General features: G+C 29.9%; 21 protein-coding genes. 14 read left to right on the top strand and 7 right to left on the bottom strand.

The features are described from left to right. Positions 1–34: 34 nt before the first annotated feature. Positions 35–793, bottom strand: coding sequence for a lipopolysaccharide kinase InaA family protein (locus ACUSJC_RS03655; RefSeq protein WP_449268197.1), 759 nt, complete (start codon positions 791–793; stop codon positions 35–37). 71 nt (positions 794–864) lie between these two features. Here ACUSJC_RS03655 and ACUSJC_RS03650 point away from each other — a divergent pair, with 71 nt between their 5' ends. Further along, on the top strand, positions 865–1,920 hold the full coding sequence (locus tag ACUSJC_RS03650) for a glycosyltransferase family 9 protein (RefSeq protein ID WP_449268196.1): 1,056 nt from the start codon (positions 865–867) through the stop codon (positions 1,918–1,920). On the opposite strand, the gene ACUSJC_RS03645 is transcribed toward ACUSJC_RS03650, so the two are convergent. Then, positions 1,915–2,733, bottom strand: a complete 819-nt coding sequence (locus tag ACUSJC_RS03645) for a glycosyltransferase family 2 protein (RefSeq protein WP_449268195.1) — start codon at positions 2,731–2,733, stop codon at positions 1,915–1,917. The genes ACUSJC_RS03650 and ACUSJC_RS03645 overlap by 6 nt on opposite strands. Before the next feature lie 55 nt (positions 2,734–2,788). Here ACUSJC_RS03645 and ACUSJC_RS03640 point away from each other — a divergent pair, with 55 nt between their 5' ends. Next, on the top strand, positions 2,789–3,526 hold the full coding sequence (locus tag ACUSJC_RS03640; protein ID WP_449268194.1) for a glycosyltransferase family 2 protein: 738 nt from the start codon (positions 2,789–2,791) through the stop codon (positions 3,524–3,526). On the opposite strand, the gene ACUSJC_RS03635 is transcribed toward ACUSJC_RS03640, so the two are convergent. Next, a complete protein-coding gene (locus ACUSJC_RS03635; RefSeq protein ID WP_449268193.1) occupies positions 3,518–4,231 on the bottom strand; it encodes a polysaccharide deacetylase family protein in 714 nt (237 codons plus the stop codon). The genes ACUSJC_RS03640 and ACUSJC_RS03635 overlap by 9 nt on opposite strands. A 68-nt stretch (positions 4,232–4,299) precedes the next feature. Here ACUSJC_RS03635 and ACUSJC_RS03630 point away from each other — a divergent pair, with 68 nt between their 5' ends. From ACUSJC_RS03630 to ACUSJC_RS03620, 3 genes are read left to right on the top strand one after another with little or no spacing between them, the layout of a single operon-like run. Continuing rightward, positions 4,300–5,049 carry a hypothetical protein gene (locus tag ACUSJC_RS03630; RefSeq protein WP_449268192.1) on the top strand — a complete coding sequence of 250 codons (750 nt, stop codon included), beginning with the start codon at positions 4,300–4,302 and terminating at the stop codon, positions 5,047–5,049. Positions 5,050–5,080: 31 nt separating this feature from the next. After that, the gene (locus tag ACUSJC_RS03625) at positions 5,081–5,878 is read left to right on the top strand and encodes a glycosyltransferase family 2 protein (protein ID WP_449268262.1); all 798 of its coding nucleotides are present in this window, start codon (positions 5,081–5,083) and stop codon (positions 5,876–5,878) included. Further along, entirely contained in the window at positions 5,878–6,804 is a 927-nt protein-coding gene (locus ACUSJC_RS03620) for a glycosyltransferase family 2 protein (RefSeq protein ID WP_449268191.1), read from the top strand. The genes ACUSJC_RS03625 and ACUSJC_RS03620 overlap by 1 nt, the downstream gene beginning before the upstream one ends. A 7-nt stretch (positions 6,805–6,811) precedes the next feature. On the opposite strand, the gene ACUSJC_RS03615 is transcribed toward ACUSJC_RS03620, so the two are convergent. After that, positions 6,812–7,603, bottom strand: a complete 792-nt coding sequence (locus tag ACUSJC_RS03615; RefSeq protein ID WP_449268190.1) for a DUF5672 family protein — start codon at positions 7,601–7,603, stop codon at positions 6,812–6,814. A gap of 169 nt (positions 7,604–7,772) precedes the next feature. Between ACUSJC_RS03615 and ACUSJC_RS03610 the strand changes: the two genes are divergently transcribed. Together ACUSJC_RS03610 and ACUSJC_RS03605 are read left to right on the top strand one after the other, a co-directional pair. Beyond that, positions 7,773–9,821 carry a glycosyltransferase gene (locus ACUSJC_RS03610; protein ID WP_449268189.1) on the top strand — a complete coding sequence of 683 codons (2,049 nt, stop codon included), beginning with the start codon at positions 7,773–7,775 and terminating at the stop codon, positions 9,819–9,821. Between the two features lie 24 nt (positions 9,822–9,845). After that, positions 9,846–11,714: an acyltransferase family protein gene (locus tag ACUSJC_RS03605; protein ID WP_449268188.1), complete on the top strand. Its 1,869-nt coding sequence runs from the start codon at positions 9,846–9,848 to the stop codon at positions 11,712–11,714. Between the two features lie 168 nt (positions 11,715–11,882). Here ACUSJC_RS03605 and ACUSJC_RS03600 read toward each other — a convergent pair whose 3' ends face one another. Beyond that, positions 11,883–12,782 carry a glycosyltransferase family 2 protein gene (locus ACUSJC_RS03600; protein ID WP_449268187.1) on the bottom strand — a complete coding sequence of 300 codons (900 nt, stop codon included), beginning with the start codon at positions 12,780–12,782 and terminating at the stop codon, positions 11,883–11,885. A gap of 56 nt (positions 12,783–12,838) precedes the next feature. Here ACUSJC_RS03600 and ACUSJC_RS03595 point away from each other — a divergent pair, with 56 nt between their 5' ends. The 7 genes from ACUSJC_RS03595 (at position 12,839) to ACUSJC_RS03565 (ending at position 20,067) form a co-directional block, all read left to right on the top strand. Then, complete coding sequence (locus tag ACUSJC_RS03595) at positions 12,839–13,927, top strand: glycosyltransferase family 2 protein (RefSeq protein ID WP_449268186.1); 1,089 nt, start codon at positions 12,839–12,841, stop codon at positions 13,925–13,927. Continuing rightward, positions 13,927–14,487, top strand: a complete 561-nt coding sequence (locus tag ACUSJC_RS03590) for an L-threonylcarbamoyladenylate synthase (RefSeq protein ID WP_449268185.1) — start codon at positions 13,927–13,929, stop codon at positions 14,485–14,487. The genes ACUSJC_RS03595 and ACUSJC_RS03590 overlap by 1 nt, the downstream gene beginning before the upstream one ends. Before the next feature lie 87 nt (positions 14,488–14,574). Next, entirely contained in the window at positions 14,575–15,993 is a 1,419-nt protein-coding gene (locus tag ACUSJC_RS03585) for a CCA tRNA nucleotidyltransferase (RefSeq protein WP_449268184.1), read from the top strand. Between the two features lie 100 nt (positions 15,994–16,093). Next, positions 16,094–17,122 (top strand): COX15/CtaA family protein, encoded by a 1,029-nt coding sequence (locus tag ACUSJC_RS03580; protein WP_449268261.1) that lies wholly within the window; start codon positions 16,094–16,096, stop codon positions 17,120–17,122. A gap of 2 nt (positions 17,123–17,124) precedes the next feature. Continuing rightward, positions 17,125–18,042 carry an ABC transporter permease gene (locus tag ACUSJC_RS03575; protein WP_449268183.1) on the top strand — a complete coding sequence of 306 codons (918 nt, stop codon included), beginning with the start codon at positions 17,125–17,127 and terminating at the stop codon, positions 18,040–18,042. Continuing rightward, a complete protein-coding gene (locus ACUSJC_RS03570; protein ID WP_449268182.1) occupies positions 18,039–18,719 on the top strand; it encodes an ABC transporter ATP-binding protein in 681 nt (226 codons plus the stop codon). Before ACUSJC_RS03575 ends, ACUSJC_RS03570 begins: the two co-directional genes overlap by 4 nt. 67 nt (positions 18,720–18,786) lie before the next feature. Then, a complete protein-coding gene (locus ACUSJC_RS03565; protein ID WP_449268181.1) occupies positions 18,787–20,067 on the top strand; it encodes a hypothetical protein in 1,281 nt (426 codons plus the stop codon). Here ACUSJC_RS03565 and ACUSJC_RS03560 read toward each other — a convergent pair whose 3' ends face one another. Continuing rightward, the gene (locus ACUSJC_RS03560; protein WP_449268180.1) at positions 20,068–20,838 is read right to left on the bottom strand and encodes a LytR/AlgR family response regulator transcription factor; all 771 of its coding nucleotides are present in this window, start codon (positions 20,836–20,838) and stop codon (positions 20,068–20,070) included. Positions 20,839–20,848: 10 nt separating this feature from the next. Beyond that, positions 20,849–22,339, bottom strand: a complete 1,491-nt coding sequence (locus tag ACUSJC_RS03555; RefSeq protein WP_449268179.1) for an ArnT family glycosyltransferase — start codon at positions 22,337–22,339, stop codon at positions 20,849–20,851. Position 22,340: the final 1 nt, after the last annotated feature.

Raw genomic sequence — 22,340 nt, 5'->3', positions numbered from 1 at the left:
TTCTAAGACAACCTGAATAAAAATTTTAACCTGTTTAAAATATTCCTTTTAGTTTTCTCTTTAAATATTTCTTTCTGTAGATCTTCTTTTTAAACTGATTGGTTTTTTTCAATAGTTCTTCTGATAATTCAGCTGCTGAAAAACCGCTTAATTGCTCATACTTTTTAGAAATCAGTCGAATCATGTCTTTGGAAAACCAAAGTTTTTTCAAATTATTCATTCTGTCTTGAAGTGACATTTTTTGAAATTTCATCCGATTTAAATCAATCAAATAAAACTTATACTCATTACCTTCTTTGACAATTAATGTATTTCCCGGCGAATGATCTAAAAAATTAACATCGGCTTCGTGTAGTTTAAATGAAAACTCTGTAAATCCTTCTAGTATCTGCTCTCTATCAGGAAATAGAGGATCGTGAATAATTTCTCTGATTGTAAAGTCATATTGAATTAATTCACATACATAATAGCATTCACATAATAAACCAATAGCGTTTCTGACTTCAACATAAGCATAAGGTTTAGGAGTTAAGATATCATGTTCTAATAAATATTTTGCATATTCAAAAGACCGTTTAGCTTTATTTTCCCTAAAATATGTATAAATGACAGCTTTTAAGAAATTTAGTTTCTTAAATTGCTTTATTGTGATGGTTGTTCCATTATACGAAACCTTTTTAATCACATTGCGCTTTCCTTCAACTAAAACTTCTTTGTTCGCAGGAAGCTCTGTAATTAATTGTTTTATAATACCTTGATCAATATTATGATTCGTATAAATGCGTATATTCACAAATGTTGAATTAAATTTTGGCTTAAAAGTATAAAAAATAGTACTTTGCACCAAGAAATTATTTTTTTAACATGAAAGTTTTAATTATCCAGAACAAGCGAATTGGCGATGTATTAATCAGCTCTATAATTGCGAACAATTATAAAAAATTACATCCGAATGCTGAAATCCATTTTATGGCTTACGATTTTACAACGGGTGTTCTGGAAAATAATCCTAACATCGATAAGATTATTTCTGTTGAAGAGAAAAAATTAAAAAAAATAAAGAATCTTTTCTTTTTTATCGGACAAATTAGAAAAGAGAAATATGATGTCATTTTTGATCCTTATTCTAAAACACAAAGCCGTTTGATTTGCAAATTTGGCGGGGCAAAAATCACCATTGGCAACAAAAGCCGTAAAAAAGCAGGAAACTTAGGTTTTTATACCCATCCGGTAGAGCATTTAAAAGAGAAAAGTCACATTAGCGGAAAAGCTATTGAAGATCGAATTCATTTAATCCAACAAATTGAGCCTAACGCTGAATTTGATTATGAACCCAAGTTATTTCTATCGGAAACAGAAAAAAACAAAAAATGGTTTGACGCAAACGGAAAGAAAACTGTTGTTTTAGGTGTTTTAGGAAGTACGCCTCAAAAGTCAATGCCTTATGATTACGTGGCTCAAATCTGTGATTTTTTAGTTCGAGAATACAATGTAAATATCATATTCAATTATGCTCCAAAACAGAAAGAAGAAGCGTTAAAAATTTATAATCTTTGTGAATTCAAAGACCATATTCTTGTTGATCTTTATGCACCAAGCATCCGCGATTTTATTACTTTAATGTATCAATGTGATGTTTTTATAGGTAACGAAGGTGGTGCTGTGCATATTGCAAAAGCGTTAAACAAGCCTACGTTCACTATTTTCTCTCCTTATGTCAACAAAGATCATTGGGCTAGTTTTGAAGATGGAAAATTCCACACTTCAGTTCATTTATTAGAAGAGAAACCCGATCTATATTCGGCATTTACTTTTGAAGAACGCAAAAAAATAGAGGCTAATCCTACTATAATGTATAGAGAATTAACCCCTGAAATTATGATTCCGAAAATGAAAAAGTTTTTAGCGGATAAATTATGATTTTACAATACCATAAGATGTCCACTTTTTCTTTTCAGTACGTGTTTCTTTTCTGATATTTTTATTTTTATCGATAGATTCTTTTGTGGCATAACCTCTTGGATGGTCTAGATGCAGACAAACCGTACTGTATCTGATCTGTTTAGGTTTGATGCCATAGTTTACTAAACGTTCTCCTAGCTCTCTGTCTTGTCCGCCATATTGCATTCGTTCATCAAAACCATTGATAGCCACAATATCTTTCTTCCAACCCGACGAATTATGTCCGTTCCAACTTGGTGTTGTAGGTGTCAAAAAATTCAAAATATCGCTAAACCAACCTTTTGCATATACTTTTAAATTCTTAAATGACGTTTTCATTCCATTTTTCTTTAACCAAAACAAGTCAAAACATTTATTAGAATAAATATCCTCTTTTGTAATCATCTTAGAAAGATTCATCGGTAATTTATGATAGCCTCCGGACAAAAAATGATTTTCTTCTCTATATTTGATATGTTGCTCTACAAAATCAGGTCTTGGAATACAATCTCCGTCTGACATCAAAATATAATCAGTAGAACAAGCTTCAATAGCTTTATTTAAAATTTGAGATTTCTGAAAGCCATTATCTTCATGCCAAACATGAACTATCGGATAGAAAACCTCTTTTTTCATTTGCTCAATTAAATCAAAAGTGGGTTGTTTAGAACCATCATCGGCAAGAATCAGCTCAAAGTTTCTATAGTTTTGGGTATTATACCCCCATAAGACTTTTTGCAGCCACTCTGGTGAGTTATATGTACTGATAATTACAGAAATTTCTTTTTTCATAGGGCAAATTTACTTCATTTTTTTAAATTTGCTTACTATTTTAGAAAAACTAATTATGCCATCTTTAAGCGTTATCATCCCTACTTATAACGAAATTGACTATCTGGAAGATGCTGTCAGCTCTGTTGATTTTGCTGATGAAATTATTGTTGTCGATTCTTATAGTACAGATGGCACGGCGGAATTAGCGGAAAAACTAGGCTGTAAAGTTTTAAAACGAAAGTTTGATAATTTTTCCAATCAGAAAAATTTTGCGTTGATTCAGGTTAAAAGTGATTGGATTTTGTTTATTGATGCTGACGAAAGGGTAACTCAAAGGCTTAAAACAGAAATTTTAAAAGCGATAAAATCCAATAGATATGAAGGATATAAAATTAATTTCCCTCATTTTTATATGAATCGTTTTTTATATCATAAAGTAGATCGTGTTTTAAGACTTGTAAGAAACAATGGGGTTTCTTTTTCGGGTGACGTTCACGAAAAATTACATGTAGAAGGTGAAATCGGAATTTTAAAAAATTTCATGCTTCACTATACTTATAAAGGACTTAATCATTTTTTACAGAAAAAAGATTCTTACGCATGGTTTCAGGCGAATATGGAAACCAAAAAAGGGAAAAAAGTATCTTCCTTTAAGCTTATTTTTAAACCTTTTTATCGTTTCTTTTCTTCTTTTGTTCTGAAAAGAGGTTTTTTGGACGGTGTTCCCGGTTTAGCTATTGCCAGTATTAATGCCTATGGTGTTTTTTCGCGATATGCTAAAATGTACTTGATTAAAAAGGGATTAAAATAATTTGGTTCTGCCAAACAATAATTTGATTTTAAACCTAAAAATAGAGTCCTCTCCTTTTATATCAATTCTTTTTATCAAGTAAGGTTCTTTAAATGGAAATCTGCTTATTTTGTTGCCAATTCTCAATCCAAATTGGATTCCGTTTTCTTTCAGAATCGTCTTGAACTCCTGAAATTTATTTTTGTCTTTAGGGTAACTTCCGTAAGGATACGCAATAGCCGAAACCACATTTAGTTGATTTTCATTTATAAATTGGTTTGACTTTTTTAAATCTTCTTCTATTTCTTCTTTAGATAATGTCTTAAATCTTTTATGCTCGAAAGAATGATGTCCTAGTTCTATTAAATCAGCTGGCAAAGACTTCAACTGTTCTATTGTCATGATTTTTTCGGCTCCTGAATTCCATAAATCTGATTTTCCTACATAAGCAAAAGGAACGAAGAAAACCGCTTTAAAATTATACTTCTGCAGCAGCGGCAATGCTATTTCTAATTGGTTTACCGTTACATCATCAAAAGTTAACATAATACTCTTTTGGGGAAGAGTTCTATTCTCTTCTACATCCTTAAAATGTAGTCCGTTATAATTATTTTTAACCAAATATTGTAATTGAGCTTCAAAAAGATCTTTATCAATAGTTAATCCACTCCCCTTTTCTTTTAGAAAGGTGAAATTATGGTACATTAAAACAGGTAACTTTCTCATATTTTTGCAATACTTGCAAAAGTACTCATTATTTTACTAAATTTGTTTTCATTTTAATAAAAAAACAGTTGAAAAACAAAGTTGCCTTAATTACATTTCAATACCATCAAAATATTAATTTTGAGCCGCTTATCAACTCGTTAAAAGACTTCATTACTGAAGTTTTTATTCTATCATTTGATGAAAAACCCGTTATAAATGATATAACAAATCAAAACGCTAAAATCATTTCATGTTTTGATTTCAACATCAAAAAATCGTTTCAGAATGTTCTGGAGCAATCTGACGCCGATTGGTTTCTACTACTTACACCTTATGATGTTATTGATGATGTTATTCTTAAGGATCTTGAATCTTTTGTAACCAATAACTCTACTAATAATATCTGCCTTGCTTTTAAAAAGAAGACCTTTTTTATAGATGAGTATATTAATTACAGTAGTTTATCTACATTAACAGAAACTGTTTTGTATTCTAAAGAAGCATTTGTGAATTATTTTATAAGTGATTCGTCTGTTTCTTTAAAAATAAACGAGTCAAAATATATTATGCCATATAATCTGTATCAAGATTATGATCAATTCAATTTAGTTTTAACTATTAATGCTAAATCACAGGCTTTTAAACAATACCAACAAGATGAAAAAGTTAGTTTCATAAAAATATTTTTCTCTCCTTTCATTACTTTTATCAAAGAGCTTTTTTTTAAAAAATGTATTTTTAATGGTTTTAAAGGATTGATTTTGGCTAATCTTTTAGCTTTTAGAACACTAAAAGTTAATCTGTTTTTATGGATGCAATACCGCCATATTGAATAAATTTACTTTTTAGGAAAAACACAATAAAATGATGAAAACTTTACCCAAATGTTCTCTGGTTACACCAACTTATAATTGGCCTGATGCTTTAGAACTATTGTTATTGAGTGTAATAAGGCAATCTCATTTGCCCGACGAAGTAATCATTGCTGATGATGGTTCTACCGAAGATACCACTATACTTATACAAAAGTTTCAAAAAAACTTCCCCGTTCCACTCATTCACATTTGGCATGAAGATAATGGCAATCAGAAGCCAAGTATTATGAACAAAGCTATTGCACATTCAAAATATGATTATATCATAGAGATCGATGGTGACATTATAATGCACAAAGACTTTGTAAAAGATCATTTAAATTATGCTAAAAAAGGGCAATATTTATTTGGTTCCCGAGCTAACATACAAGAAAAAGCGCTTACTAATGTTATTATAAATAAGAAGATTGATTTTAATTTCTTTTCATCCGGTATTAAAAAACGTAACAGAACTATACGACTTCCTTTTTTAATGCATTTCATCAAGATTTCAAACCATCTGTCTAAAAAATTAAGAGGTTGCAATATGTCTTTTTGGAAAGAAGATTTTATTAAAATTAACGGGTTTAATGAAAACTTAGTTGGTTGGGGAATTGATGACTCAGAAATGATTCAAAGGTTGCACAACATAGGAGTTGTCGGAAGAAGATTGAAACATTGTGCAATTGCCTATCACATTTATCACAAAGAACAAGACAAGAGTAAAGTTTCTTTTAATCTGGCTATTGAAGAAGATGTTCGAAAAAACAAAATACAATTTATTGAAAAAGGAGTTAATCAGTATCTATAATGTTTGACGTTGCTATAATCTTAATTAATTATAATTCTACTGCTTACACTATAAAGTGTATTGAAAGTATATTTGAAAAAACAGATTCAACAACCTTAAACTATCAGATCATTGTTGTTGACAATGCTTCTGAGACGGAATCTTTTCAAAACTTAAAAGATTACATCGATCAATCTACTTTTAGCAATATTATTTTAAAACGCAGTAAAATCAATACTGGTTTTGGAGGCGGAAACATGTTGGGCATACAAGAAGTTAATGCTGAGTATTATGCTTTCATAAATAATGATTCTATTTTTCTTAACGATTGTTTGAATATTATCATTAATGAAATGAGAGAGAATCATTCTTATGGAATATGTGGTCCAGCTGCATTTACAGAAAACGGAAAACATCTCCCTACATTAGATCATTTTGCTTCTCTTTCCCGAGAATTACTAGGAAGGAAATTTTTGGAGTTAATTAATCCTAAAGAATATCCTCAACGTAAAAAAACGTTTACACAACCTCAAAAAGGACAGTTCGTATCTGGTAGCTTTATGGTAGTGAGAACTGAAGATTTTAATGAAGTAGGCGGTTTTGATACTAACCTTTTCTTATATCATGAAGAAACAGACTTATGTAAAAGGCTTCGAAAAATAAATCGATATGCTTATCTCATTCCGGAAGCTCAATTTTTACATTACCATGGTGTGAGTACTCCAAAGTCAATATTGATAAAAACCGAATTAAAAATTTCACTATTATATGTTATCAATAAACACTCTGGTTATATAAGTTACAAGCTACTTCTAACTCATTTACAATTCCGATATTTTATCAGCAGTATTGTTAAGCCTAAATATTGGCACATTTTCAAAGTCTTGCTGAAAGGAGCTCGTCTATCCGACTCTTTAAAACAGAAACAAAAAATAATTGATATCTAATTGTTTGTTAAAGCTCTTTTAATTCAATTTTATTCTGTTTTAACTTTTCGTTCCAAAAATTCTTTACTTTAGGTTTTGTAAAGCCATGACACGCAAAAGGTAATATTTGATTATTTAACTGAAAAGCTAATTTAGGTTTTCTATCAATAGAGAATCTTACGGCTTCTTTATAATCCGGTATTTTAAAATCTGGATAAAAATCAGAAACTCTTATAGACCAAAAGACATCTTCTGTTCTATAAATAAAGTGTTCATCTTTTTTCAAATAACGTTGAATTAGATCTCCTAAGGATTTTGAAATTTTATAAAAAGACTCCACTTTTCTAAGAGAAACTCCTCCGTTACCTACTTTGTTAAAAATAACTTTTCTGTTTTCGTCAAACTTGGGATTAAAAAAATTTGATATCGTCCTAATAATCCCTCTAGGTTGAACTAACCAAGGAGCACCTATATAATCATAATTCTTATCACACCAATATTTTAATTCATCTTTAAAGATCAGTCCGTCTAACTGATAAATTAATATATATTTACAATCTAAAAAACGCTCATAAAAAGAATTAGACAACATTAACTTATTATAGCTTTCCAAACTAACGAAATTTTCCTTAGGAAAACTTATTACTTCAACATCTCTATGTTCATTAAATGCAGAACTATTTAATCCTTCAGGTTGAACAAACGCTATAGGATAATCTTTTAAATACTTTTTACAGAAATATAAGGATAATTTCTCTTCGTCAGATAAATCTCCTTTGTAAACAGGAATAACAACTTTAACAAGATGTTTATAATTCATTCTAGCAATTTTTTGCAAATTTAACAAATCTATTCTTTTTAGATGATAAAGAATGTATTTGGTTGCGTCTATTTTCTAATTTATAAAGAATATGAATCTAACAAAATTGGTTGTGTAATGTTTTTATTTAAGTATTTTTGCAAAAAAGGATACTATTACTTATCATTTTATGAGAATAAAAAAAAAAATAAAGCTTTTCTTCAGGAGAATTAGAAGAGTTAAAAAATTAGATATACAATTTGCCTTAACTGACTTAGAGTTAGATTATACAGTCTTAAAAAAAGAAATCTGTTTTAATCCTTCCGCAAAACCTAAAGTATCCATTATTATTCCATTTTACAATCAAGAGATTTATACAAAAAACTGTTTAGACTCATTACAAAAAAATCTTACAGACAAGTATTCCTATGAAATTATACTAATTGATGATAATAGCTCGGAAAATATAGATCTTAGCCTTGTAAAAGGAATCGAGGTAATTCATAACGAAGAAAACAAAGGCTTTCTTAAGAATGTAAATATCGGAATTCAAGCAGCAAAAGGAGAATATATTTACTTATTAAACAACGACACTAAAGTACAAGAAGGTTTTCTTGACGAGCTTTTTTTTGTTTTTGAGAATTATGAAAATGTTGGTGCTGTAGGATCAAAACTTATTAATCCAGATAACACACTACAAGAAGCAGGAGTTGTTTTTCTTAAAGATTTCGGAATTCATCAAATTTTCAAGAAAAGAAAATCCTTTTTCCCTGAAGTAAATTATGTAAAAAAAGTAGATTACTGTTCCGGATGCAGTCTGCTTTTCAAAAGATATAAAGAAGATGGTGAAAGTTTAAATTTACTTGATGAACAGTTTGCCCCTGCTTATTTTGAAGAAACAGACTTTTGCTTTGATTTAAAATACAACCAGAGAAAAGATGTTTATTTTACTCCCTTTTCAGTTGTAATGCATTACAATGGTGCAACATATAACAGCAAAGAAAACACAACATTAGAGAAAGTAAAGAGAAAAGAAGAACTTTTTGAGATCAATAAGGCAAAATTCGAAAAAAAATGGTCTAAACAAATTTATGATATTCAAGCAGATTCCATAAATAACCGAATTTTAGAACTATATGAAAATAAATCAATTATTTTCTTTTCAGAAAATGTTCCTGAATATGATAAAGATAGTGGTTCAAATAGATTTTATGAGATCATAAGAGCCTTTAAAGACAATGGATATCATGTCTCTTTAGTAGCCAAAGATACTTTTTGGGGAAAAGGTAATCCATATATTGAATTTTACCAAAAATTAGGCGTTCAGGTTTTTTATGAATATCATAAATACAAAGACTTTACTTATTTCCTAGAAACACTTTGTTCAAATTATAGAGTAAGTTGGTTCTATGGTCCGGGAGCTTTTGAATTATATATCAATGCTGCTAAGAAATTTATACCTCAATCTAAGAAAGTATACGATATGGTAGACATTCACCATTTAAGATATCAAAGAGCTTTAGAACTTGAACCTAGAAGATTATCTCATAAAAAGAAACTCAGAAAATATACTAAGATAGAGACGAAGTTAATAAAGAAATCAGATTATGTTATTACAATATCTGATTCTGAAAAACAGTTTATGGCTAAGTTTTTTGATATTGACAAACTCGTTACCGTATCCAACATTCATTATCCTAAAATATTAAAATCAGATATCAAGCCTTTTGCGGAACGTAAAGACTTACTTTTTATTGGTTCTATTCATCATCCAAATGTAAATGCCCTAAACTTTTTATATCATGAAATTATGCCTATTGTATGGCAGTCAAATCCTGATTTAACAGTCCACGTCCTTGGAAATATTGATACAATCGTTACTGATATACATCATGACAATTTTATATTTCATGGCTTTTTACCATCTGTAGAAGAGTATTTTTTAAATACAAGGCTAATGGTCGCTCCTTTGCAAATTGGCGCCGGTGTTAAAGGAAAAATAGGACAAGCATTTGAATATCACCTACCAGTTGTCACTACTACGATTGGTGCGGAAGGAATGTTCTTAAAAGATCAGGAAAATGTATTGATTGCTGATACAGCTGAACATTTTGCACAAGCCATTTTGGAATTATACGAAAATGAAGAAAAATGGAATTCACTTTCAAATAATTCCGAAAAGAGTTTATATCCTTTTTCCAAGGAAAAAGTTAATGAAACAATAAAGGCATTTTTTTAATCCCCTAAAGATCTTATAAAAATAATGTCTAAAAGTACTTACTATCCTCACATTGACGGATTAAGAGGGGTTGCCGTTTTACTTGTTCTGTTTTTTCATCTCGACCTTTCTCCTTTTGAAGGAGGGTACATTGGTGTTGATGTCTTTTTTGTGATTAGTGGTTATCTAATTAGTACCATACTTATTAACAAAATAGATAATGGAACGTTCTCATTTAAAGATTTCTATTTGAGAAGAGTTAAACGATTAATGCCTTCAATGTTGTTTGTTGTTATATTGTCGATGCTTATGGCATACGTGATTTTTCCTTTGTCTTTATTTGAGAGATCATTAAAATCATCAACAGCAGCAGTACTTTCCTTTTCAAATATTTTCTTTTTCAAAGAATCCGGTTACTTTGATTCCAGTGCTCATTTAAAACCTTTACTACATACTTGGTCATTAGCTGTTGAAGAACAATTTTATTTGATCTGGCCTATTTTATTGTTCTTAACATTGAAAGCTAAAAAAACTATTTATAGAGTTTTAATATTATTTGTGATAGGAATAATAAGTCTATATTTTAGTGAATATTATTTGAACATTAATAGTTCAGCAGCCTTCTATCTAACTCCTTTTAGAGTTTTTGAATTTTTAATAGGTACACTTTTATATTGGGTTAGTAAAATAGAATTAAAGGCTTTTCTAAAAGAATTGCTCTCATTAATTGGTTTCTTAGGCTTATTAACACTCAGTTATCTTTACAATAATAATATCCCTTTTCCAGGAATAAATGCATTACTTCCATGTCTTTTTTCAGCAATATTAATCCATAATACAGGGCAATCAAGATACACTAGTTTACTTTACAACAACGCTTTATTAAGGTGGTTTGGCAAAATTTCCTATTCTCTATACTTAATACACTGGCCTTTTATTGTTTTTTATAAATTTTTATTTTCTCAAGATTTAAACATTTATGACCAATCCATTCTTTTTATTGCATCTACATTATTTGGATATATTATTTATAAATTTATTGAAACTCCTTTTAGAGAAAGTAAACAAGAAAAGAAATCTTCAAAAACAGTTACATACGTTTTTATAACAATTTCATTAATAGTTCTATTTAACATATTAGTTCTAAAATTCAACATTATCATTTCAAACAATAAAAATTCAACCGATTATAGCTTAAAACAAATTGAAGACGGAAAGCAATTAAGATTTAAATTTTGTAATGATACGGTTTTAAATGATATTGATTTAAAAGAAACAAAGTACAAAAAACAAGTCCTTATAATTGGTGATAGCCATGCTCCGGATGCTCTTAACTTTTTAAAACTTACTTATCCTGATTATGATTATAGAATGCTAACTGAAGGTGGTTGTCCACCTATGATTCAATCAGATCTTAAACTTATTATTAATCATCCGCCTGAGATGAAAAATAATTGTTATGAATTGATGGATAAAATTAAGCACATGGATTTATCAGGTTATGAATATATTGTTATCAATGTAATGTTTGAATGGTATACTCCTGATAATCTTGTAAATTATATTAAAGAACTCAAAAGAAAAACTAATGCAAAATTCATTGTTTTTGGTAATTATATAATTCTAAACAAAGATTTGGTCGATATTGCGTACAAAGGTAAAAAAATTAAAAAAGAAGACATTAAGAGCATAGCGCTATATGAAGATGAGTTAATACAAAAATCAACTGGCTTGTATAAATATATTAGTAAAAAGAAATTGCTTTCTAAAAACAATAGTAATGATATTAATGATTGCATCCTTTTTACAGATCAAAATGCTCCGATGACGTATGATAGTAACCATTTAAGTTTTGAGTTTTGCGAATTAATCTCAGATAGCCTATCTTCCAAAAAAATAAATGTCTTTGAATAATAAAATACAATAAAGAGTTAAATATATACTATAAAAAAGGGGTAGTGTCTCACTAACTGTGTAAGTTAAAAAATGATGGGGTTATTAAACCACTATCATTTTTTTTTAACTTACACACTTTTTAGGATAGTGTCAAAAAAGGAGATTTAAAGCTCCTTTTTTATAGTACTAAAACATTTTTCTGATACTTTTTTTAATTTTTACATAAACTCTTTTTAAAAAAGGTTTACTTTTTTCTCTCAATCTTGTTAACTCTACTTCCTTCTCATCATTGTAATAAGAACATTCTTGTAACTTCCTTTTTGTCTCAGTTAATTCCTGAACCATTCTATCAAAAAAAAGAGCCTTATCATGATCGTTTAATTCTTGATAAATTAAATTGGAAACATTCGCGAAATTTTCAATACTCTTCTTATGCTTTCCATTCGGATTCATTCTATAATATGCTAATTCCTCATTTAAAAAATAGACATTCTTCTTTTCTTTTAAAACATTAATCCAATAAATCCAATCTTCTTTGTATCTGGTTTTTTCATTAAATCGAACATTCTCAACAGCTTCTTTCTTTAAAAAAACAGAATGAGGAGGAAAAGCTATTCCTCTATCCCAATTAAGTAAAACAGTTTCAAAACTAAGTGTGTAGGACGATAAATCGCAAAAAGGATCCGTTGCATCTTCAATATTGTTTACAAACATTCTAAAACTCGTAATAGTTAAATCAATTTGGCTGTCATTTTCCATGATTTCCAAACAACGTTGAAGTCTCTCTTTTGCTAAATAATCGTCAGAATCTAAGAATTGAACATATTTCCCTCTTGCTTTAGAAAAACCATAATTTCTTGCCGCTGCTACACCTTCATTTTTTTTATGAAAATATTTAAATCTGGAATCATCTTTAATGATTGCCTCTACCAATTCCTTTGTACCATCATTGGAATCATCATCTACTATAATACATTCCCAAGTTAAATATGTCTGATTTTTAATAGATTCTAAAGTATAAGCTATATATTTAGATTGATTATAAGTAGGTACAATTATACTAACAAGGATGTCTGAAACGCTCATTTTTTAAATATTTTTTGTAAAAATATAAATTATCTTTGCCTAATAGTAAAATTATAATGGACAATTATTTCATCAGCATTATTATTCCTTGTTACAATTCAGATTTTATTTTACATAAAACGCTTAATTCTGTTTTAAACCAAGAATATAAAAATTGGGAATGTATCATTATAAATGATGGAAGTACTGATAACTCAAAAAAAATCATTGAAGAATTCTGTAAATTAGATGACAGGTTTTTTTTAATTGATCAAACCAATAGCGGAGTTGCAGAAGCTCGAAATAAAGGATTAAATCATGCAAAAGGTGATTACATTTTTTTCTTAGATGCTGATGATTTTCTTCCTGAGAATTCATTAATGGAACTTACAAAATATATAAAATATGACACAGATGTAATTGCTGGAAAAATTCAGATACTTAACTTCAATAATAATAAAGAAATGGGGGTTCTTAGACATAACTTAGAAACTCATAAAATTCTTAAAAACAAAGATCTATCATTATTACTAGGAATTATCGAAAAAGGATTTAGCCCTGTAGTAATGAATAAATTATACAAAAGAGATTTTATTTTAAACAACTCATTATCTTTCAATAAAGAGCTATTGCATGAAGATGAACTTTGGCAGTTTGAAGTTTTCTCTAAAGTCAAAAACTTATTTTCTACTGATTCAATTACATATTTTCATTACGATAATATCAATTCTTCAATCACCAATAATAGAGGAGAAAAAAATATCAACGATCTTTTAAAAATTCTTGAAATAATCTATCAATACTATTTGAACGAAAAGGAGGTTAAAAAGAAAGAAACCATTTCAGCTTATTTACTATATTTTAAATTAATTGTCATTTTAAGTTTTAATCTTTCCAATAAACGTGATCAAAAAAAACTAAAAAGAAAAGTAATTGATACTTTTAAAAAAAATATTTCAGAAAGAAATAGAATTCTTTTCAATGAATCCGTAGAAAGTTTTTACAGGAGTTTTTTCATATTAACTTTTACAAATACATCATTAATCAACTTTTTCTTAAAAAATGAAAACAAAAATAACTATTGGGTCAAAAAATATTTAACCATAATTTTAAAAATAAGCTACTTAATAAATAGAAAAACAATACACCGATTTTACAAAATATAATGAATACAGAGATCCACAATGCATTCGAAGTCATCAAAAATGGCGGAATTATTCTTTACCCGACCGATACCGTTTGGGGTTTAGGATGCGATGCAACCAATGAAGAAGCCGTAAAAAAAATCTATGCGCTAAAGCAACGCGAAGAAAGCAAAAGCATGCTCGTTTTAGTAAACGGAGAACGCATGCTGTATCAGGTTTTCAATGAAGTGCCACAAGTAGCTTGGGAAATTTGGGATAACACCCAAAAGCCAACTACACTTATCTTAGACAAACCTAGAAATGTTGCTAAAAACATCATTGCCGAAGATAATACTTTAGGTGTTCGCATGGTAAATGAACCTTTTTGCTTTAAACTCATGGAACGCATGAAAAAACCTTTGGTTTCCACTTCAGCTAATATTTCCGGAGAACCCACACCAAAATCCTTTCAAGAAATTTCTCCCGAAATTATAAAAGGTGTCGACTATGTTGTAAATTTGCACCGCGATAAAATTTGCGATAAACCTTCAACTATTATCAAATTAACCCTTGATAGCCAAGTGAAGATTATTAGAAAATAGTGATTCTTTGTCATTCTGAACGAAGTGAAGAATCTCATAATATTTGCTTCTCGACTGCAATCGAAGTGACAAAAAGGACAAAAAACAATGAATTACAAACAACATTTAGACAATACTATATTTAAAATTGTAACGCAAGCAGCACAAGAACTCAATCTTGAAAGTTATGTCATTGGCGGATTTGTTCGCGACATTTTACTGCAGCGCAATCACAAAAAGGACATCGACATTGTTGCCGTCGGCAGTGGTATTGATTTAGCTTTAAAAGTTTCCGAATTGTTGCCTAATAACCCTAAAGTTCAGGTATTTAAAAACTATGGAACGGCTATGTTGCGCTATAAAGATATTGATGTTGAATTTGTTGGCGCGCGAAAAGAAAGTTACAACTTTGAAAGTCGAAATCCTGTTGTGGAAAACGGAACGTTGAAAGACGACCAAGAACGCCGCGATTTTACCATAAACGCATTGGCTTTTTCCTTAAACGAAAGCAATTTTGGAGATTTGGTTGATCCTTTTAACGGAGTTCAAGATTTAGAAAACAAAATCATTCGCACGCCATTAAATCCGGATATTACCTATTCCGACGATCCGTTGCGTATGATGCGAGCGGTTCGTTTTGCTACCCAATTGCAGTTTGAAATCGAAAAAGATTCGCTTGATGCAATTACTCGCAATGCAGAACGTATCAAAATCATTTCTGGCGAACGAATTGTAGATGAATTGAATAAAATTTTGGCAACGCCAAAACCTTCTATCGGCTTTTTATTATTACATAAAACGGGACTTCTGGATATTATTCTTCCTGAATTAACTGCTTTGAATAATGTGGAAGAAGTGGAAGGTCATACACACAAGAATAATTTTTACCACACTTTAGAGGTAGTCGATAATATTTGTCCGAATACAGATGATTTGTGGTTGCGTTGGTCGGCTTTATTACACGATATTGGCAAAGCACCTACCAAAAAATTCCACAAAAAACAAGGTTGGACTTTTCACGGACATGAGTTTTTAGGCGGAAAAATGGTAAAGAGAATTTTCACGCGTTTGCACATGCCTTTGAACCAAAAAATGAAGTTCGTTCAAAAAATGGTTACCATGAGTTCACGTCCTATTGTTTTAGCACAAGAAGAAGTAACGGATTCTGCTGTACGCCGTTTGGTTTTTGATGCCGGGGAAGATGTTGAAGATTTAATGACGCTTTGTGAGGCCGATATTACGACCAAAAATCCTAAGAAATTTCAAAAATACCATAATAACTTCAAGATTGTTCGCGAGAAGATTGTGGAAGTAGAAGAAAAAGATCGTGTTCGCAATTTTCAACCACCTATCGATGGCGAAGAAATTATGCAGCTCTTTGATTTAAAACCAGGACGAGAAATTGGTGTTTTAAAAGAAGCCGTAAAAGAAGCTATTTTAGAAGGAGAAATTCCGAATGAATATGATGCCGCTTTACAATTTGTATTGGCAAGAGCCGAAAAAATGGGATTGAAATCAATAAAATAATTAGACATTAATTTGTCACTTCGAGCAGAGTCGAAAAGTCAGATCATTTATGAGAAATTTCACTTCGTTCAATATGACAAAATAACAGGAATTCATAAAAATTATGCAAAAAAATAAAGCCGTAATTTATTGGCTACTTTCAGGTTGTGTCCTACTTTTTGTAATGGTCATGGTAGGCGGAATTACACGTTTAACCAATTCGGGTTTATCAATGACCGACTGGCATTTGATTACTGATACCTTTCCTCCTACTTCAGAAGAAAAATGGAATGATGCTTTTGAAGCGTATAAAACATTTCCTGAATATCAAAAAATCAATCAGTTTAAATCGGGCGGATTCAATCTTGAAGATTATAAATTCATCTATTTTTGGGAATGGTTTCATCGTTTCATCGGACGAATTATCGGTGTTGTTTTCATTATTCCGTTTGTATATTTCTTAGCTAAAAAGAAATTGAATCGCGAAACCATCAACAAATGTATTATTCTTTTAGGAATGGGTGCTTTTCAAGGATTTTTGGGTTGGTTTATGGTAAAAAGCGGCTTAATTGACAATCCTGATGTGAGTCATTTTCGCTTGGCTTTACATTTAACTTTTGCATTTATCACTTTTGCATATACTTTTTGGGTCGCTTTGGATTTAATCTATCCTGAAAGAAAAGCAGCTATCGAACCTTTACGAAAAATTGCCCGAATTGCATTAATTGTTTTGATTATCCAAATCATTTATGGTGGTTTTGTAGCAGGATTAGACGCTGGTTTAGTACATAATCATTGGCCTTTAATGAGTGACGGACAGTTTTTCCACGAAAGTATAACGTTAGAACAACCTAATCTTTTATTATCATTTACAGAAGGTAAAAGTGGTGTTCAGTTTGTTCACCGAACTTTTGCTTATGTGGTGGTTTTTATGATGTTTTTATTGTTTTTCAAAAGCAAAAAATTCAGTTTAGATGCACAACAGCAAAAAGGAGTCAACGTGTTAATTGCAGTGGTTTTAGTCCAATTCACTTTGGGTGTTTTAACCTTGTTGTTCCACGTTCCGCTTTGGTTAGGGTTAGCGCATCAATTAGTAGCTTTTGTACTGTTGACCACTATGGTTTACGCTTTGCATCGATTGAGTAAATAGAAATGAAAAACTATTTCTATCTGCAATATAAAATTATAAATCGCTCTTTTGTCGAATTTGGGTTGCCTGTTTCTATTGGGTATCTTCTAATTTTTGGCGGATTTTTTATAGGTGCTGAGAAATTATTCAAAGAAATTGAATATGCTAACTTAGTTTATATTGCTTTGCATCTGGGAATAGCATTACAATTAAATAATGCAAGCAGAATACAATTTTTAAAATTTTGCTTTAGTAAAAACGATTATATAAAACTACGTTTGATTGAGAACTATAGTATTGCCTTTCCTTTTATAGCTTACGTTTTATACAAACAGTTGTTTTTAATCGGTGTAATAATTATTATTGATGCTACTTTATTAAGTTTTGTGAAATTCAATGGCGTATTTCAAAAAACTATACCTACTCCATTTTCTAAAAAACCATTTGAGTTTACAATAGGTTTTCGTAAAACGTTTTACATTTTCATATTATTATTTTTTATCTTATTTAAAGCAATTGAAGTGTCAAATTTAAACTTAGGTATCTTTTCAATTGTAGCTTGTTTTGCCATTATATTTAGTTACTATAGTTCTCCGGAGAACGCTTACTACGTTTGGAATTTCAGCTTAACTCCTAAAGAGTTTTTATGGAATAAGATTAGAATCTCACTACAATATGCAACCTATCTGGTTTTTCCTTTAGTAGCAATTTTATGCTTTTTCTATTTTAAGGAATTCGAATCTATACTGATTTTTACCTTTCTTGGCTACGTTTTCTTAATTGCCATAGTTTTAGCAAAATATTCGGCTTATCCGGAAAAAATGAATGTTGTTCAAGGAGTTTTTCTAGCTTTTAGCGTATATTTTCCTCCATTATTAGCTATTGTAATTCCAATATTTTATTTTCAAGCGATCAAAAACCTTAAAACCATTCTGAAATGATTGAACTAAAAAATGTGTCAAAAAAATATGGTTCTAAAGAAATCTTAAAAAACATTTCAATACTTTTTGAAACAGGTAAGGTTTACGGAATTATGGGTGAAAATGGTGCCGGAAAAACAACGCTATTTAATTGCATTGCAGGTTTAGAAAAATTTGACGGAGAAATTAATTCGGATTTAAAGGTTTTAAAAAATGAATTAGGATTCTTAACAACCGAACCTTTCTTTTTTCAGAAAATGACAGGTAAAGAATATTTACAATTGCTTTGTAATGCACGAAATATCACTATTGATACTATTGAAGCTAAAAACATTTTTGATTTACCACTCAATCAATATGCTACTACTTATTCCACTGGAATGAAGAAAAAACTGGCTTTAACAGCAATTTTGCTTCAAGGAAATAGTTGCTTCATTTTAGACGAACCTTTTAATGGTGTTGATATCCATAGCAATCTTGTCATTACAGAAATAATTCATAAACTAAAAGGTTTACAAAAGACAATTCTTATTTCTTCACATATTTTTTCTACGCTAAGCGAAACTTGTGATGAAATTTTACTTTTAGAAAACGGAAAATTTTCTAAGAGAATTTTAAAAGAGCATTTCCCTTCATTTGAAACAGAAATGAAAAACTTCAGCATTGGTAATAAAATAGATCGTTTAGAGTTAAAATAATGATCAAAAAACTAAACTTGTAACAATTAATCACTTCAGTCGTTTTAATTAAATAAAACCAACTATTATGAAGTGTTTAAAAGTTCTATTCAACATCTTTTTCGTTTTATCAATTAGCTTTGGTAATGCTTGTAGCATGTATAAAATAACTAAAAATGGTAAAACATTTGTAGGTTGTAATCATGATGCTTGGCTCACAACTCCACAAATTTGGTTTGAAATTGGAACAAAAAATGCTCCTTACGGAACAGTTTTCACAGGTTCAAGATTTGATGGTGAGAATGGTTATGCTCCGCAATCGGGAATGAACGAACATGGTTTAGTTTTTTCGCGTTTAGCTTCTTATCATCCAAAAATTGAAAATTCAATAATGGATTCGAGAACAAAAATTACTAATCCGACATTTTATCTGAAAGACATTCTTCATAACTGTAAAACAATAGCTGAAGTAAAAGCTTATATTGAAGAATATGACCAAAGCTATTTCATGGAAGATGTTTTTATTTACATCGACAAATCGGGCGATTATATTGTAGTGGAACCTTACAAAATTATTGAAGGAAACGACCCTACTTATGTTTTGGCTAATTTTTGTCCGTCTATTACTTCTGAAGATGATGCAAGAAGAATAGAACGTTATAAAAAGGGTTCTGACTTTTTAAAAGGTAATTACGAAGCAAATTTAGACTTTTGCAGAAATGTTTCCGATACCATGCACGTTTGTCGTGAGAAAATAGGCGACGGAACTTTAATAACTTCAATTTTTGATTCGAATAACGGAACGGTAAACATCTATTTTTATCATGATTACAACCAAACTGTTCAGTTTAATCTTAAAGAAGAATTAGCTAAAGGAAATCATATTTTAAAAGTTGATTCGTTATTTCCCAAGAATGAAGAATTTGAAAAACTTATACAATTTAAAACACCAAAAAACTCTAATGCAATACGATTATTTCTTGTTTTAAGCGGATTGTTTTTTGTCTTAAATTCACTTTACTTCTTCATAAATTACATTAGAACTAGAAAACAGAAAAAACACAATTGGGTTAAATTATTTTTAATCCTAATTGGTCCTTTATTATTATATTACATGTTTATATTGAGCACCAATACCAATATTTTTTATTTTCCTGCGCCTTATTATGATTTTCATAGCGTAACAATAACCTTAGCTTCCTATTTGCCACATTTATTGGCAATTGCAATTATTCCGTTATTGTTTGTGAACTATAAAATAATTAAAGAAAAAACTTGGGAAATAGTTTCAATACTAACTTTAAGTCTCAATACTATTTTGTACTTGGTTTTAATCGGATTTTTTGTGTATTGGCAAATGTTTTTCTAATTAGCCAATCCAATCTTTAAATTCGTTTACACGCTCGCGAGCTACAATAACTTCATCAGCTTTATAAGTAGGAAGAATGAGTTTTAAACGCGAATTGGTATGCATTTGAATTTCTCTAATTGCCTTTAACGGAACAATGAACTTTCTATTGATACGGAAGAAATCTTTTGGTTTTAACTCACTTTCAACGACTTCTAAAGAACTATCGACCAAATAATCACGATTGTCTAACGTATGTAAATAAGTTCCTTTATTTTCACTGTAAAAACATTCTACCTCATCGATAGTAATGACTTTAATTTGATTCCCGACTTTTACCGAAAAACGTTCTTTGTATTCCTTCTCCACCGGATTAACCAACATTCTTTTAATAGCTTCAAAATCTAAAGTTGCAATCGTATTTTTTTGAAACTGATTTTTAAATTTTGAAATAGCAACTTCCAATTCGTCTTCATCAATGGGTTTTAACAAATAATCGATGCTGTTCAATTTAAAAGCGCGCAAAGCATATTCATCATAAGCGGTTGTAAAAATAATAGCACTTTGTAATGACTTGCTGACTTTATCAAAATGTTCGAAAATTTCAAAAGACAAACCATCAGACAATTGAATGTCCAAAAAAATTAAATCGGGTTGCGCGTTATTTGAAAACCAATTTATCGCTTCTTCAACAGAATGTAACATTTGTTTTACAGTAAAACCTAATTTTTCAACTTTTCGTTGTAATAATCGTGCTGCAGGTTTTTCGTCTTCTATAATAATGATGTTCATCTTTCTAAATTTAATCAAAAACTTTACTTTCTAGTGTTGGCCAAATTTCTTTGAAATTGATATTGGGTTTTGAACAAATATAAACCGGAATTTCGTTTTCTTCCTCAATTGCATACGGATGATGAATTGTTTTTACCAATTTTCGTTCTTTAAATACAAAATCGACGATTTCCGGTTCTAATCCAATTGTTATATATTCTTCTTTGGGTTCACCAGGTCCAACTGTCCAAAAACTTCCGTGGGCACAAACTGGCTGTGGCAAATTATAAGCTTTACCTAAAACAGTAATCGCTCCGGCTTCTCCATAATTTTCTGCCATAATGCCAACATTTTTCCTTTTTGCTTCCGGAAAAGATTTATAAATACTATCTACCAATTGTACTTGTTTTTCCCATCCAAACATATCGGCATAATCGCTTGTCAACTGATATCTTCCGTTTATATCCGGTTTGATGTTTTCATATTCAATAAAACCCTGAATTGACAAAATCGGAATTGCTTTTGGAACAAAATAAATACTTGGCAATACAACAATTGAAGCAACTATATAATAGAAATACTTCCGCTTTTGAGTTATGGTTTCGACAGCAAAACCTGCAAAAGCAAACAATACCGGATAAGCTGAAAAGAAATAATATCCTTTTGATTTCAGTAACCACATACTCAAAAATACTAGCACAACCGTGATACCAATTGCTTTATATTTTTTGATAGAATCAATAAAAAATATACTTATTAGACCAAATAATGCTACTATAAAAGTAAATGGTGATGCCAATTGATCTTTTAAGAAATCTAATCCTGTTGTGGCATCGAGTTGACTTTCTTTTAGCTTTTGAAAATGTAAGAATACTGGAAAATGATGTTCGTACTGCCAGATTAAATTAGGCAAAACCATTACTAATGCAATGAATCCTGAAATATAAAACCATTTATTCTTTAAAATTTTCTCACGATGCGTTACTATTAAAGCCATAAAAAGAGAAACTATCAATAAGAAAATAATGTACTTGTTTAAAAATCCTAAGCCAAGAGAAACTCCTAATAAAACCAAGTATAAATTTTTCTTTTCCCTTAAATACAAAACCGTGAAAAAGAAACTTAATGTCCAGAAAAGTTGGTCAAAAGCAACCGGTTGAAAAAGTAAATGATTTCTAAAGAAAGGAAGAAAAGCTAAAACTAAAATTCCTGATAAAACTACGGCTTTTAACTTTCCTCCTATTTTATAAGTCATTAAACACGTTAATACTAGTATTAAAACACCTGCTAAAGTGGAAAACATTCGTATCCAAAATAAGTTGTACCCGAATAGCTCATGCGCAAATTTCCCAACAAAGGCTATAAATGGCGGAAATTCAAAATATCCTGAGGCTAAATGTTCACTTACACTTAAATGTAATAATTCATCTCTATGAAAACCATAATTTCCATTCCCGAAAACATGAACAATCAACTTAATCAATACAAGTATTATTATTGCTAAAACATATTTCTTTTTCATT

It is taken from the genome of Flavobacterium sp. U410, from assembly GCF_053570605.1.
This window is presented reverse-complemented; position numbering and strand designations above follow the sequence as displayed.